Genomic DNA, 14,027 nt, shown 5'->3' with positions numbered 1-14,027 from the left:
GCGGTGACGGTTTCCCGTCCGTGGAGCGGGCGGTGGCCTAGGCGAACGCCTCGGCCGGCGGGCAGTTGCAGAACAGGTTGCGGTCACCGTAGGCCTGGTCGATGCGGCGCACCGGCGGCCAGTACTTGCCGCGCACGAGCGAGCGGACCGGGTACACGGCCTCTTCGCGCCCGTACTCGGCTGTCCACTCGCCGACGACGACCGACTCGGCCGTGTGCGGCGCACCGCGCAACGGGCTCGACTCGGCGGTGTACCGACCGGAGGCCACCTCGTCGGCCTCGCGCTTGATCGCGATCATCGCATCGACGAAGCGGTCGATCTCGGCGAGGTCCTCGCTCTCGGTCGGCTCGACCATGAGGGTGCCCGCCACGGGGAACGACATGGTCGGGGCGTGGAAGCCGTAGTCGATGAGGCGCTTGGCCACGTCGTCGACGGTGACCCCGGTCGCGTCGCGCAACGGTCGCAGGTCGAGGATGCACTCGTGCGCCACGAGGCCGTTCTCGCCCGCGTACAGCACGGGGAAGTGCTCACGCAGGCGGGCGGCGACGTAGTTGGCCGCCAGGACGGCCGCCCCGGTCGCCCGGGTGAGGCCCTCGGTGCCCATCATGCGCACGTAGGCCCAGCTGATCGGCAGGATGCTCGGGGACCCGTACGGAGCGCTCGAGACCGGCACGCCGGCGTGGGCGAGGCGGTCGCCGTCGGCCGCGAGGGCCGCCCCCGTGCGTCGGTCGGCCTGCTGGGCCATCGGGTGGCCGGGCAGGAAGGGTGCGAGGTGGGCCTTGGCCGCCACCGGCCCCACGCCCGGACCGCCGCCGCCGTGCGGGATGCAGAAGGTCTTGTGCAGGTTGAGGTGCGAGACGTCGCCGCCGAAGTCGCCGAAGCGCGCGACCCCGAGCAGGGCGTTGAGGTTCGCCCCGTCCACGTAGACCTGACCGCCGGCCGCGTGCACGGCGTCGGTGAGGGCGACGATGTCGTGCTCGTACACACCGTGCGTCGACGGGTAGGTGATCATCAACGCCGCGAGCTGGGCCGCGTGCTGCTCGACCTTGGCCCGCAGGTCGTCCAGGTCGACGTTGCCGCCCTCGTCGCAGGCGACCACGACGACGCGCATGCCCGCGAGGACCGCGCTGGCCGCGTTGGTGCCGTGTGCGCTCTGCGGGATCAGGCAGACCGTGCGCTCGACGTCGCCGTTCGACAGGTGGTAACCGCGGATCGCGAGCAGACCGGCCAGCTCGCCCTGGCTGCCGGCGTTGGGCTGCAGCGAGACGGTGTCGTAGCCCGTGACCTCGGCCAGCCACCCTTCGAGCTGACCGATGAGGTCGAGGTACCCCGCCACGTCGTCGGCCGGGGCGAACGGGTGCACGCCGGCGAACTCGGGCCAGGTGACCGCGGCCATCTCGGTCGCCGCGTTGAGCTTCATCGTGCAGCTGCCGAGCGGGATCATGCCGCGGTCGAGCGCGTAGTCCTTGTCGGCGAGGTGCTTGAGGTAGCGCATCATGCTGGTCTCGCTGCGGTGGGTGCGGAAGACCGGGTGCGTGAGGTAGTCGCTCGTCCGCAGCAGCGCCTCCTGCAGGCCCGAGGGGACGGCATCGGCGAGCAGGTCGACGCCGAGCACCTCGGCGACGACGCGGACGTCGTCACGGGTGGAGGTCTCGTCGAACGAGAGGCGGACGCAGTCGCCGTCGACGGCGTGCAGCAGGTAGCCCCGGTCGTGTGCCGCGGCGACGATCTCGGCCGCCCGGCCCGGGACGAAGACCTGGAGGGTGTCGAAGAACGAGTCGCTCTCGAGCTCGAGCTCGCTCGCCCCGATCGCGGCCGCCAGGTCGGAGGCGTGGCCGTGCACGCGCGTCGCGATGTGCCGCAGACCCCAGGGGCCGTGGTACACCGCGTACATCGACGCCATGACCGCGAGCAGCACCTGAGCGGTGCAGATGTTCGACGTGGCCTTCTCGCGACGGATGTGCTGCTCGCGGGTCTGCAGGCTGAGGCGGTAGGCGGGCTGGCCGACGGCGTCCTGCGAGACCCCCACCAGGCGACCGGGCAGCTGACGCTCGAGCCCGGTGCGGACGGCCATGTAGCCCGCGTGCGGACCGCCGAAGCCCATCGGCACGCCGAAGCGCTGGCTCGTGCCGACGGCGACGTCGGCCCCGAACTCGCCGGGTGCCTCGATCAGCGTGAGCGCGAGCAGGTCGGCGGCGACGACGGCCAGGCCGCCGTGGGCGTGGGCCGCCTCGACGACGGCGCGGGGGCTCCAGACGGAGCCCGACGCCGAGGGGTACTGCACGAAGACGCCGAACGACTCGGGCAGCTCGGCGGGGTCGAGCACCGAGAGGTCGAGCTCGACGAGCTCGATGCCGACGGCCTCGGCGCGGCCGGCGAGCAGGGCCTTGGTCTGCGGGAAGGTGTCGCTGTCGACGACGAAGACGTCGGTCTTCACCTTCGACGCGCGACGGGCCAGCAACATGCCCTCGACGACGGCCGTGCCCTCGTCGAGCATCGACGCGTTCGCGGTCGTGAGCCCGGTCAGCTCGGCCACCATCGTCTGGAAGTTGATGAGGGCCTCGAGTCGACCCTGCGAGATCTCGGGCTGGTACGGCGTGTACGCGGTGTACCAGCTGGGGTTCTCGAGCACGTTGCGCTGGATGACGGCCGGGGTGACGGTGTCGTAGTACCCGAGACCGAGGAGGCTGCGCGAGACGCGGTTGCGCCCCGCGAGGGCCCGCAGCTCGGCGAGCGCCTCTTCTTCGCCGATCGGCTCGGGCAGCACGCTGCCCTCGACGGCCGCGGCGTGGATCGCGTCGGGCACGGCGGCCGCGACGAGCGACTCGACGCTGTCGTGCCCCACGGCGGCGAGCATGGTCGCCTGGTCGCCCGGCGTGGTGCCGACGTGGCGGTCGACGAAACCGGTGGCGACCTGGTCGGACCAGCCGCCGAAGACGGAGCCGCCCGTCTGCTCGGCGCTCATTCGGCGGTCAGCGCGACGTACTCGTCGCGCGAGAGCAGGCCCTGGCCGTCGGTCGACGACAGGGTGATCTTGATGAGCCAGCCCTCGCCGAACGGGTCGCTGTTGACGAGGTCGGGGCTGTCGACGACGGCCTGGTTTGCCTCGAGCACCGTGCCGAGCGCGGGGGCGAACAGCTCGCCGACCGACTTGGTCGACTCGATCTCGCCGACGACCGTGCCGGTCTCGACCTCGGTCCCCTCGGCGGGCAGGTCGACGTAGACGACGTCGCCCAGCTTGTCGGCGGCGTAGTCGGTGATGCCCACGGTGGCGGTGTCGCCGTCGATCAGGAGCCACTCGTGCTCGGCGGTGTACTTCAGTGTGGTGAGATCGGTCATGGCCGGTCCTTTCGAGGGAGGGGGTGCCTAGGAGCGCTTGTAGAAGGGCAGCGGGACGACGGTGGCGGCGACGGCGGTGCCGCGGACGTCGACGGCCAGCGCGGGACCGCGGTCGACGACGTCGGGGTCGACGTAGGCCATGGCCACCGGGTGGCCGAGGGTGGGCGACAGCGCGCCGCTCGTGACCTCGCCGACGACGGTGCCGTCGTCCGTGACGACGGGGTACCCCGCCCGCGCGGCCCGACGCCCGGTGAGCGTCAGTCCGACGAGGACGCGGGCGCCGGCGGCGGGCTCGACGTTGGAGCGCCCGACGAAGTCCTTCGCGGTGTCGACGACCCGGCCGAGCCCTGCCTGGTCGGGACGCACGTCGAGGCCGAGCTCGTGGCCGTAGAGCGGCATGCCCGCCTCGAGACGGAGCGTGTCGCGGCTGGCCAGCCCAGCGGGGACGAGTCCCCTGGGTCCGCCGGCCTCGGCGATCGCGGCCCACAGCGACGGGGCGGTCTCGGGGTCGACGTAGAGCTCGAAGCCGTCCTCGCCGGTGTACCCGGTGCGCGCGATCAGCACGGGGGCGTCGTCGAAGGTGGCCTGCAGCACGCGGTAGTACCGCAGCGTCGACAGCGGAGCGTCGGGCTGGAGGCGGTCGGCCGTGACGAGTTCGTCGAGCACGCCCTCGCTCTCGGGCCCCTGGACCGCGATCAGCGCGGTGTCGTCGCTCTCGTCGTCGACCGTGACGTCGAATCCGGAGGCGCGGGTCGCGAGGGCCGCGAACGCCGCCTCGCGGTTTCCCGCGTTGGCCACCACGAGGTAGTCGTGTTCGTCGAGGCGGTAGACGACGAGGTCGTCGACGATCCCGCCCTCGGCGGCGAGCAGGAGCGAGTACTTCGCCCGCCCGACGGCGATGGTCGAGAGGGTGCCGGCCAGGGCGTGGTCGAGGAAGGCCCCCGCCTCGGGCCCGACGACGGCGATCTCGGCCATGTGCGAGAGGTCGAAGAGCCCGGCGGCGGTTCGGACGGCGTGGTGCTCGGCGAGGTCGGAGTCGTACCGGACCGGCATCTGCCACCCCGCGAAGTCGGTGAAGACGGCGCCGGCGGCGACGTGGACCCCGTGCAACGGGCTGTAGCGCTCGTCGGGCTCGTCGGGTTCGTCGGAACCCGTCAGGTCGTGGGCGTCGCCCGGCCCCGTGGCGATGCCCTCGGTGCCGTCGTCGGAGAGGACGACGTCGCCGTCGAGCGCGGCGGACGCCTCGGCACCGCGGAGGTCGTCGTCGTCGGGCCCGGGGGCGGCGGGAAGGTTCGAGGCTGCGTCGGACATCGGTGCTCCTGAGAGGGACGGACCGGCCGCCAGGTGTCTCGGCCGGGAACGGTGCCGTGCGGATGGGGCACGACGGGGCAGCCCTGTCCGGCGGTCCGCCGTTCGGGGCTCCCCCTCTGTCATGGGCCTGAGAGCTTCACCGGCCGGGGCCGGTTTTCACCGTGGGCGAGGACCGGCGAGGGGTCTGTCGACCGCCTCGCGCCTCCTGCTTTTCAGAGTGGCCAGTCCGTCGCGGTACGCGTACCTGAGAGATTGGCGGGGAGCTTGCTCCTTCGGTGCCCGGTCGGCGCAGTCTCTGCGCACCGGAGCTCTCCCGCGACGTGTTCGTGGCCCGATGTTCGATTGTGGCGTCAGCCTAGCGTCGTCGTGTGACGCGCAGGTTTCGGGTGTGCACGCGATTCCTGTCGCCCGGACGACGAACGACGCCCCGACCGGGTTCGGTCGGGGCGTCATGGGGTCGTCGTGGGTGGTGTCAGACGGCGCGCGAGGGCTGCCCCGGCTCGGGCGATCCGGCGGCCTCGTGCTCGGCGACGAGCTTGCGGACGTCGTCCGCCAGCTGGGCGACGCCCTCGGGCAGCATCTCGAAGCCTTCACGGTTGCCCGGGTTGACGACGAGGCCGGTCTCGGCCGGGATGGCCTGCACGAGTTCGGCCGCCGGGAGGGTCGCCGAGAACTCGGCCACGCCCTTGACCTGCTCGCCGATCATGTCGACGTGGGTGAAGGCGGCGAGCATCGGCACGCCCTCGCGGTCGAAGAGCACGGGCTGCAGGTCGTTCAGCGACTCCTGCGCGTCGGTGGCCGTGGCGACGACGACCTGGGCGTTGACGAACTCGGCGAGCACGCTGTTCATGTCGCCCTCACCCGCCTGGCCCTTGCTGATGGCCTGCTCGAGTGCGGTCTTTTCGCGGTTGTCCGTGTCGGTCATCCGTCCAGCCTGCCGGGCGAACCTCCGTGTCGGCTCAGCGTCCCGCGTGGTGCGCGGCCCCGCTGATCGCTACCCTGTGCAGCACCCCGCCGTGTCGCACCCACCTCGAGGAGCCCTCGTGCCCCGCAGCCCCCGCCCGTCCCACCGAACCGCCGCGCCGGCCCTGGCCGTCGCGGGCCTGGCCCTCGTGCTGCTCGTGTCCGGGTGCGCCGGCGGTGAGCCGGCCTCGTCGCCGAGCCCGACCAGCACCGCGTCGGTGACGCCCACGCCCACCGCCTCGGACGACGCGACGGCCCTGCCCGACGCCACCGCGCTGCCGACGACCGAGCCGCCCGCTCCTTCCACGGCCCAGGCCCAGGAGGCGCCCCCCGCGTGGCACGCGTGCGTCACGGCGATCGGCCAGCAGTATCCCGACCTCCCGTACCTAAGCGACGTCTGGGCGTACGAGGCCGACGACGTCCGCGACAGCGACGTCGGCGCGATCGCCACCGTCACGATGGGTCACCTCGCCGACGGTCGCCCCGCCACCGAGTGGACCTGCCAGATCTCGGGCACCCCCGATTCGCCCGTCGTCGACTCGGTCTCGCCGGCCGACGTCTGAGCCGCGGTCGCGGTCACCGGTCCGGCTGGGGCGCGACGGCGACGACGACCGTGCCGTCGATCTCGTCGTCGCGGACGACCCGGGCCCGGAGGCCCGCGGCGACCAGCGCCTCCTGCGTGTCGGCGGCCTGACGCTCGCTCGTCTCGAGGACGAGGGTGCCGCCGGGCGCCAGCCAGACGCCGACCTCGGCGGCGATCCGCCGGTGGAGGTCGAGCCCGTCGGCCCCGCCGTCGAGGGCGAGCGGCGACTCGTGGAGGCGCGCCTCGGGAGGCAGGGACGGGATCGCGTCGGTCGGCACGTACGGCGCGTTCGCCGCGATCACCCGGAACCGACCGCGCAACGACACCGGCAGGCCGTCGAACAGGTCTCCTCGGACGACCGTCCCCCGCTCGTCGAGGTTGCGACGGGCGCAGTGGACGGCCGCCGGGTCGAGGTCGGTGGCCCAGAGGTCGAGACCGGGCTGCTCGGCGGCGAGCACGGTCGCGACGGCTGCGGCGCCGCAGCAGAGCTCGAGCACGGCGAGGGGACGGGTCGCGAGACCCCGCGCGGCACCCGCCTCGGCGAGCGCCGCCTCGGCGAGCGCCGCCTCGGCTTGCCGCATGACCAGCTCGGTCCGGCGGCGCGGCACGAAGACACCCGGCTCGACGACGATCCGTCGCCCGGCGAAGGCCGCCCAGCCGAGGACCTGCTCGAGGGGTCGTCCCGCGACGCGATCGGCGACCATCGACTCGAGCGCGTCGCCGTCGGCGGCCTCGTCGAGCAGCAACCGCGCCTCGTCCTCGGCGAAGACGCAGCCCGCGGCCCGCAGGCGACGGGTGACGACCTGCTCACGGTCGGGCTCGGGGATCGTCACGCGACCACGCTAGACCGACGCGTAGGCTGACGAGACCCGACGGCACGAGGGAGAACATGAAGCCGCTGACCGAGAACGACATCCGCGAGTCGTTCGTCAACGCCCTGCCGGGCGACCTCGACCGCCTGCCGATCCCCGGACTGCACGAGATGCTCTGGGAGGACCGCGAGTTCCTGGGCTGGCGCGACCCCCAGGCTCACCACCGGGGCTACATCGTCCACTGGATGGACGACCGGCCCGTCGGTCTCGTCGTCCGGTCGTCGAGCAGTTCGCTGCGCCCCGGCATCGCCGCCATGTGCTCGCTCTGCCACTCGCCCCAGCCGGCCACGCAGGTGCGCCTCTTCACCGCCCCCAAGGCCGGCGAGGCCGGGCTGAACGGCAACACGCTCGGCACCTACATCTGCGAGGACCTCGCCTGCTCGCTGCTGATCCGGGTCGCTCCCCCGCACCTCAACCCGCCCGAGCAGATCGCGCGACGCTCGGCCGGCCTCGCCGAGCGGGTGCAGGGCTTCACGGCCAACGTCATGAAGACCGCCTGACGCGCGGCCGCGCCGCACACCCTCACCGCACCTCCTGCCGACCCCTCCCGTCCCCAGTCCCCCCACCGAAAGGCACCGTCGTGTCCGTCGTCAAGATCAACGCCATCCACGTCCCCGAAGGCTCGGGCGCCGAGCTCGAGAAACGCTTCGCCGCGCGCAAGCACTCGGTCGACGGGGCGGAGGGGTTCGAGGGATTCCAGCTGCTGCGTCCCGTCAAGGGCGACGACCGCTACTTCGTGGTGACGACCTGGCGCAGCGAAGAGGACTTCGCGGCCTGGTCGGCCGACGGCGCGAAGGCCGCCCACGCCCGCCCCGCCGGGTCGGGCGAGGCCCCTCGCGGCCCCGTCGCGACCGGTGCCGACCTGCTCGAGTTCGAGGTCGTCGAGCTCTGATGCCCACATCGCTCGACGTCGAGCCGATGTCGGTCGCAGTGACAGCGATCTCCAGGCTTCACGCGTAGTCTCCTGCCCAATCGCCGTCCCGCTCGGGGCCCGGCGTGAGAGGTCGCGATCGTCATGAAGAAGTCCACCCGCTGGGCCACCGCCGCCGCCGTCCCCGTGGCCGTCATCGCCGCGAGCATCGTGGTCCCCGCCGTCTCGGCCACGGCCGACGTCGACCTGCCCGACAAGACCCCGCAACAGGTGCTGGCCCTCGCCGCCTCGAGCTCGGGGGCGTCCTACTCGGGCACGATCGAGCAGACGTCTGACCTCGGGCTGCCCGACGTGTCGGCCCGGGCCACGGGCGGCGGGTCGTCCGACGCCGCCGGCGCCCTCGAACTGCTGACCGGCAGCCACACCGCCAAGGTGTACGCCGACGGTGCCACGAAGCAGAGGGTGCAGGTGATCGACGACCTCGCCGAGCGCAACGTCATCCGTGACGGATCGAGCGTGTGGGCCTACGACTCGAAGACGAAGGAAGCGACCCACGCGACGCTGCCCGACCAGGGGGCCGTCGAGAAGCCGAGCGCCCTGCCCGACGGCACCGCCGTGCCGCAGACCCCGGCCGAACTGGCCGACCTCGTCCTGTCGTCGGTCGAGCCCACGACGACCGTCACGGCCGACTCCGACGTCAGGGTGGCCGGACGCGACGCGTACCAGGTCGTCCTGACCCCGAAGGACTCCTCGACGCTCGTCGCGAGCGCGACCCTCACCGTCGACGCCGAGACCGGCGTCCCGCTCAAGGTCGTCGTCGCCGCGAAGGGGCAGAGCGACCCGGCCCTGTCGGCCGGGTTCACCTCGGTCGACTTCGGTGCCCCCGCGGCGTCCGTCTTTGCGTTCACTCCCCCGGCGGACGCGACCGTGACCGACGTGACCGTGCCGACCGGCGCCTCCGGACGGTCGGAAGGCGACGCGGCGCACGCCGAGAAGACCGTCATCGGCTCCGGCTGGAGCACGATCGTCGGGGTCACCCCGGCGGCGGGGTCGACCGACGGCACCTCGTCGACCGACGCCGACACCACGGGTCTACTCGACCAGCTGACCACGAAGGTCGACGGCGGCCGCGTGCTCGAGACCTCGCTGGTCTCGGTCCTGCTCACCGACGACGGACGGGTCTTCGCCGGGGCGGTCGACGCCTCGACGCTGCAGGCCGCCGTGGCCGGTCAGTGACCTCCGGCCGGTGAGCCACGACACCGCCGCCGTCCCGGCGTCGACCCTCGACGACGCGTCCCGAGGGGCGTTCGCCGTCGAGACGACCGGCCTGACGAAGCAGTTCGGCCGCCAGCGGGCCGTCGACGGTGTCGACCTCGCGGTGCCGCACGGCAGCGTCTACGGGTTCCTCGGCCCGAACGGCTCGGGCAAGACCAGCACGATCCGCATGCTGCTGGGACTCACCTCGGCGTCGAGCGGCGACATCCGGGTGCTCGGCGGGTCCATGCCCGACGACCTGCGTCGCGTGCTGCCTCGGGTCGGCGCCCTGGTGGAGGGTCCGGCGTTCTACCCGTTCCTGTCGGGCCGGGCGAACCTGCACCGCCTCGACTCGGGCGACCGCTCGGCCCCGGCCGCCACGCGCCGTGCCCGTGTCGACGCCGCCCTCGACCGCGTCGGCCTCGGTCACGCGGCCTCGAAGAAGGCCCACGCGTACTCCCTCGGCATGAAGCAGCGCCTCGGCATCGCGAACGCCCTGCTGATGCCGCGAGACCTACTGGTGCTCGACGAGCCCAGCAACGGCCTCGACCCGCAGGGGACGCGCGAGGTCCGCACCCTCATCCGCTCCCTCGCCGACGAGGGCACGACCGTCTTCGTCTCGAGCCACCTGCTCAGCGAGGTCGAGCAGATGTGCACGCACATCGGCGTGATGAGCGCCGGCCGCCTGCTGACCCAGGGCACGCTCGACGACCTCCGCGCACTCGGCACGCACCGGGTCCGCCTGCTCACGCCCGACCCGGACGCCGCCCGCGACGTCCTCGTCCGCCTGGGACTCGCCCCGGAGGCGCGGGCCCGGCCGGACGCGACGCCCGCGACCGCAGGCGGTTCGGTGAGCGTGGAGGCCGAACTCGCCGTCGAGGGGCTCTCGCCCGAGTCGATCGTGGTCGCCCTCGTCGCCGCGGACGTGCGCGTGCGCGGGTTCGAGGTGGCCGGAGCCAGCCTCGAGGACCGCTTCGTCGACCTGACCGGGGAGGGCTTCGATGTCGCCGGCTGACTCCCGGGACACCCGTCCCGACGCCGTCCTCCCCGCCGACCGCACGCGGGGCGGGCTGGGTCTCGCCCTGCTGGGAAGCGAACTGGCGGTGCTCTTCCGCCGCGTCCGGACGATCGCGCTGCTCGCCGCGCTGGCCCTGATCCCGGTGCTGCTCGCCGTCGCCGTCCGGGTCACGTCGTCCGACGGCGACGGTTCTCGCGGACCGGCCTTCCTCGGCGACATCACGCAGAACGGCCTCTTCGTCTCGCTCACCGCCCTGACGGTGGCGATCCCGCTCTTCCTGCCGCTGACCGTGGGGGTCGTCGCCGGCGACACGATCGCGGGCGAAGCGAGCCTGGGCACCCTGCGGTACCTGCTGGTGACCCCGGTGGGCCGGGTGCGCCTCCTGCTCGTCAAGTACGCGGCCGCGGCGGCGTTCTGCCTCGCCGCAACGCTCGTCGTGGTCGTCTTCGGGGCGATCGCCGGTGCCGCGTTGTTCCCGGTCGGGCCGGTCACCCTGCTCTCGGGGCAGACGATCGGCCTGGGCGACTATGCGCTGAGGCTGCTGCTGATGGCGCTCTACGTGACCATGTCGCTGCTCGGGCTCACGGCGATCGGCGTCTTCGCCTCGACGCTGACGAGCGTGCCGGTGGGTGCCATGGCCGCCACGATCGTGCTCTCGACCGTCGCGCAGATCGTCGATGCGCTGCCGCAGCTGGACGTCCTGGACCCCTGGCTGTTCACGCACCACTGGCTGGGCTTCGCCGACCTGATGCGCGACCCGGTCTCGTGGGACTCGTTCGGTGCCAACGCCCTGCTGCAGGCCGGCTACGTCGTGGTCTTCGGTGCCCTGGCGCTCGGCCGGTTCACCACCAAGGACGTCCTGAGCTGACCCGTCGGCGCGCCGCTGTCGGCGGTCACGGTTACCGTGGATCGGTGTTTTCCCGTACCCGCCGCTCCCCTGTCACCTCTCGACCGGTCCGCCTGACCGTGGCGGCGTCGCTCGCCACGATGGCCATGCTCACCGCGGCCGGCTGCACGTCCACGTCGGTCGACGACGCCGACGGGCGCACGGCCCTCGTCACCCACGAGCAGGAGGCGCGGGTCACCGTGGTCGGCGCCGCCACCGCCCCCGAGAGGGCCGTCGAGGCCAGCCGGGCGATGTTCGCCTCGAGTCCGGTGGCGGTCGTCGCGCCGGACGGGGACGAGGCAGGCCAGGCGGAGGCGGCCGACGAGGCGGAGCGACTCGGCGTGCCGATGCTGCTCGCCCCGGCCGCAACGTCGACCAGGTCCCCGACCGACGACACGTCGACCGACGGCACGTCGAACGGCGACTCGTCGACCGGGCCGTCCGTCCTGGCGGCCGAGCTCGATCGGCTCGGCGTCGAGACCGTGCTGGCGGTGGGCGACGTGGGGGCCGTCGACGGGGCGCGCGTCGAGGTGGCGACCAGCGCCACCTCGGTCGACGTGCCCGACGCGGCGACGCCCCTCGACGACGTCCTCGCCGTCGTGGCGGGGGCCGACGACGTCGCGGCCACGGCCACCGCGCGAGCCGCGGGTGCCGAGGTGCAGGCGCTGCCCGACGGGGTCGTCGACCTGCAGGCGTCCGGCGAGGCGATCGACGCACTGCACGCCTCGACGACGACCGACACGGTCTTGATCGGCTCCTCGTTCTCGACCGTGCGCGACCCCGGGTGGTCGGTCGCCGCGGCCCGATCCGGTGCCCAGCTGCCCGGCGGCGGGCAGCGGTTCTTCCCCGATCGGCGGTTCGTGGCGCTCTACGGGGCGCCGGGCACGGGGACGCTCGGGGTGCTCGGCGAGCAGGACGTCGCCGCGACCGTGCAGCGGGCCGCCGACGTCGCGGCGAGCTACGACGCGGCGAGCGACCGGCCCGTCGTGCCGATGCTCGAGGTCATCGCGACCGTCGCCGCCGGTGCCGCCGGGGACGACGGCGACTACTCGAACGAGCTGTCGGTCGAGAGCATCGAGCCCTACGTCGACGCGGCCGCCGCCGCCGGCCAGTACGTGGTGATCGACCTGCAGCCCGGGCGAGCCGACTTCCTGAGCCAGGCGAAACGCTACGAGTCGCTGCTGTCGCGGCCGAACGTCGGGTTGGCCCTCGACCCCGAATGGCGCCTCGAGGCCGACCAGGTGCCGCTGCGGCAGATCGGCGGGGTCGAGGCGGGCGAGGTGAACGCCGTGTCGACCTGGCTGGCCGACCTCGTGGCGTCGAAGGGTCTGCCGCCGAAGATGTTCGTCCTGCACCAGTTCCGCCTCGACATGCTGCGCGATCGGGCATCGATCGACACGACCCGGCCCGAGCTGGCGACGCTGATCCACGCCGACGGCCAGGGCTCGCAGCCCGACAAGCAGGCCACCTGGCGCACGCTGCACGACGGGGCCCCGGCCGGGGTCGCCTGGGGCTGGAAGAACTTCTCCGACGAGGACGCCCCGATGCTCTCGCCCGAGCAGACGATGGCGGACGTGTCGCCCACACCCGACCTCGTGACCTACCAGTAGCGCGTCGTCGAGGTGGCCCCGGCGACCCGTGCGGACGATTCACCGGCAGGTGGACGAAGATGAGGAGTCCGAAACCGACCGATGGGAACGCAGCACCGTGGCCACGAACGACGAAGTCGACCTGATCATCGACGCCTGGGCTCGCGAGCGCCCCGACATCGACTTCGCACCCCTCGACGTCTTCTCGCGCCTCCGCCGCCTGTCGCGACGCCTCGACCGCATCCGCAGCGAGGCGTTCGCCCACGCGGGCCTCGAGATCTGGGAGTTCGACGTGCTCTCGGCCTTGCGTCGGGCCGGTGACCCCTTCCAGCTCAGCCCGAAGCACCTGGTCACGGCGACCATGGTCACGAGCGGCACGATGACCAACCGTCTCGACCGTCTGGTCGAGCGCGGCCTGGTCGAGCGTCGCGGCGACCCGAGCGACGGCCGAGGCGTGCTCGTCCGCGTGACCGACGACGGCATCTCGCGGGTCGATGCCGCCATGCTGAGCCTGGTCGATGCCGAGAGCGCCAGGTTGCACTCCCTCTCGCCGGCCCAGCAGGCGCAGCTCGCCGACCTGTTGCGCCTGGTCGGCGACGAGTTCAGCTAGCCGCGTCGAGCCGCCCGGAACTCAGCTCGAGAAGGCCGAGCCGGGCAGGTCCTTCTCGCCGTCGACGATTGCACGCACGATGCGCTCGGCCACCGTGTCCGGGTCGAGGGCGGCGCCGAACGACGGGGCCTGCCCCGCCACGGCCCGGGTCGCGAGCCCGGTGTCCGTGTGCCCCGGGCGCGCGTCGAGCACGCGGATGCCGTCGCGCCGGTACTCCCGTCCGGCGGCCGACACGAAGGCCGCCAGGGCCGCCAGGGCCGCCTTCGACGCCGAATACGCGGCCATCCCGACGGTCGGCGCCTCGGACACGACCCCACTGATGGTCACGACGAACGGCTTCCGGCCGGCAACGGCGGACTGCGCGAGCGCCGCGTGGGCATCACGCAGCAACCGGATCGGCCCGAGTGCGTTGGTCGCGACGAGTTCGTCGAGCGTGTCGTCGTCGAGGTCCTTCGCCGCTCCGAAGGCGACGACGCCCGCGGCGACCACGACGCCGTCGAGGCGTCCGTGTTCGTCGAGGGCCGAACGGACCAGCGCCGCGCCTCCTGAGGGGTCGCGCAGGTCGGCGAGGTAGGCGCCGGGCCCCGACAGCGAGTCCGGGCGTCGCGCCGCGCGCACGACGACGGCCCCCTCGTCCTCGAGCATCGCGGCGACGCGCACGCCGAGTCCGCCGGACGCGCCGGCCACGAGCACCACGGCTCCGTCGAGATCGGTCATGTCGCCGACCCTAC

At 73.1% G+C, this 14,027-nt stretch carries 14 protein-coding genes and 2 riboswitches; of the genes, 8 read left to right on the top strand and 6 right to left on the bottom strand.

All coding sequences use genetic code 11. The features are described 5' to 3' along the window. Positions 1-37: 37 nt before the first annotated feature. The 4 genes from gcvP to SJY14_RS06145 all read right to left on the bottom strand — a co-directional run bounded on the left by gcvP (position 38) and on the right by SJY14_RS06145 (position 5,575). Positions 38-2,857: an aminomethyl-transferring glycine dehydrogenase gene (gcvP, locus tag SJY14_RS06160; RefSeq protein WP_396600255.1), complete on the bottom strand. Its 2,820-nt coding sequence runs from the start codon at positions 2,855-2,857 to the stop codon at positions 38-40. 104 nt (positions 2,858-2,961) lie between these two features. Further along, on the bottom strand, positions 2,962-3,339 hold the full coding sequence (gene gcvH, locus SJY14_RS06155; RefSeq protein WP_396600086.1) for a glycine cleavage system protein GcvH: 378 nt from the start codon (positions 3,337-3,339) through the stop codon (positions 2,962-2,964). Between the two features lie 27 nt (positions 3,340-3,366). Continuing rightward, entirely contained in the window at positions 3,367-4,497 is a 1,131-nt protein-coding gene (gene gcvT / locus SJY14_RS06150; RefSeq protein ID WP_396600254.1) for a glycine cleavage system aminomethyltransferase GcvT, read from the bottom strand. 262 nt (positions 4,498-4,759) lie between these two features. Then, a riboswitch (glycine riboswitch) is annotated at positions 4,760-4,871 on the bottom strand. A gap of 1 nt (position 4,872) precedes the next feature. Then, a riboswitch (glycine riboswitch) is annotated at positions 4,873-4,976 on the bottom strand. Between the two features lie 146 nt (positions 4,977-5,122). Continuing rightward, the gene (locus SJY14_RS06145; protein ID WP_054144917.1) at positions 5,123-5,575 is read right to left on the bottom strand and encodes an SseB family protein; all 453 of its coding nucleotides are present in this window, start codon (positions 5,573-5,575) and stop codon (positions 5,123-5,125) included. 118 nt (positions 5,576-5,693) lie between these two features. On the opposite strand from SJY14_RS06145, the gene SJY14_RS06140 reads away from it, so the two are divergent. Continuing rightward, positions 5,694-6,176, top strand: a complete 483-nt coding sequence (locus tag SJY14_RS06140; protein ID WP_396600085.1) for a hypothetical protein — start codon at positions 5,694-5,696, stop codon at positions 6,174-6,176. A 13-nt stretch (positions 6,177-6,189) separates the two neighbouring features. Here the strand turns inward: SJY14_RS06140 and SJY14_RS06135 are convergent, their stop codons facing one another. Beyond that, positions 6,190-7,023, bottom strand: coding sequence for a putative protein N(5)-glutamine methyltransferase (locus SJY14_RS06135; RefSeq protein ID WP_396600253.1), 834 nt, complete (start codon positions 7,021-7,023; stop codon positions 6,190-6,192). A gap of 62 nt (positions 7,024-7,085) precedes the next feature. Here SJY14_RS06135 and SJY14_RS06130 point away from each other — a divergent pair, with 62 nt between their 5' ends. From SJY14_RS06130 to SJY14_RS06100, 7 genes are all read left to right on the top strand, one after another. Then, positions 7,086-7,568, top strand: a complete 483-nt coding sequence (locus tag SJY14_RS06130; protein WP_055974070.1) for an FBP domain-containing protein — start codon at positions 7,086-7,088, stop codon at positions 7,566-7,568. 80 nt (positions 7,569-7,648) lie between these two features. Beyond that, a complete protein-coding gene (locus SJY14_RS06125) occupies positions 7,649-7,960 on the top strand; it encodes an antibiotic biosynthesis monooxygenase (protein ID WP_054147586.1) in 312 nt (103 codons plus the stop codon). A 123-nt stretch (positions 7,961-8,083) separates the two neighbouring features. Further along, entirely contained in the window at positions 8,084-9,175 is a 1,092-nt protein-coding gene (locus SJY14_RS06120; RefSeq protein WP_396600084.1) for an outer membrane lipoprotein carrier protein LolA, read from the top strand. A 91-nt stretch (positions 9,176-9,266) separates the two neighbouring features. Next, on the top strand, positions 9,267-10,208 hold the full coding sequence (locus tag SJY14_RS06115) for an ABC transporter ATP-binding protein (RefSeq protein WP_396600252.1): 942 nt from the start codon (positions 9,267-9,269) through the stop codon (positions 10,206-10,208). Next, positions 10,195-11,079, top strand: a complete 885-nt coding sequence (locus tag SJY14_RS06110; RefSeq protein WP_396600083.1) for an ABC transporter permease — start codon at positions 10,195-10,197, stop codon at positions 11,077-11,079. Before SJY14_RS06115 ends, SJY14_RS06110 begins: the two co-directional genes overlap by 14 nt. 44 nt (positions 11,080-11,123) lie before the next feature. Then, on the top strand, positions 11,124-12,707 hold the full coding sequence (locus tag SJY14_RS06105; RefSeq protein WP_396600082.1) for a hypothetical protein: 1,584 nt from the start codon (positions 11,124-11,126) through the stop codon (positions 12,705-12,707). Between the two features lie 97 nt (positions 12,708-12,804). Continuing rightward, entirely contained in the window at positions 12,805-13,296 is a 492-nt protein-coding gene (locus SJY14_RS06100; protein WP_396600081.1) for a MarR family winged helix-turn-helix transcriptional regulator, read from the top strand. Positions 13,297-13,317: 21 nt separating this feature from the next. Here SJY14_RS06100 and SJY14_RS06095 read toward each other — a convergent pair whose 3' ends face one another. Beyond that, entirely contained in the window at positions 13,318-14,013 is a 696-nt protein-coding gene (locus SJY14_RS06095; protein WP_396600080.1) for an SDR family NAD(P)-dependent oxidoreductase, read from the bottom strand. Between the last annotated feature and the right edge of the window lie 14 nt (positions 14,014-14,027).

Source organism: Frigoribacterium sp. R86507 (assembly GCF_044597695.1).
Lineage (GTDB): Bacteria > Actinomycetota > Actinomycetes > Actinomycetales > Microbacteriaceae > Frigoribacterium.
This window is presented reverse-complemented; position numbering and strand designations above follow the sequence as displayed.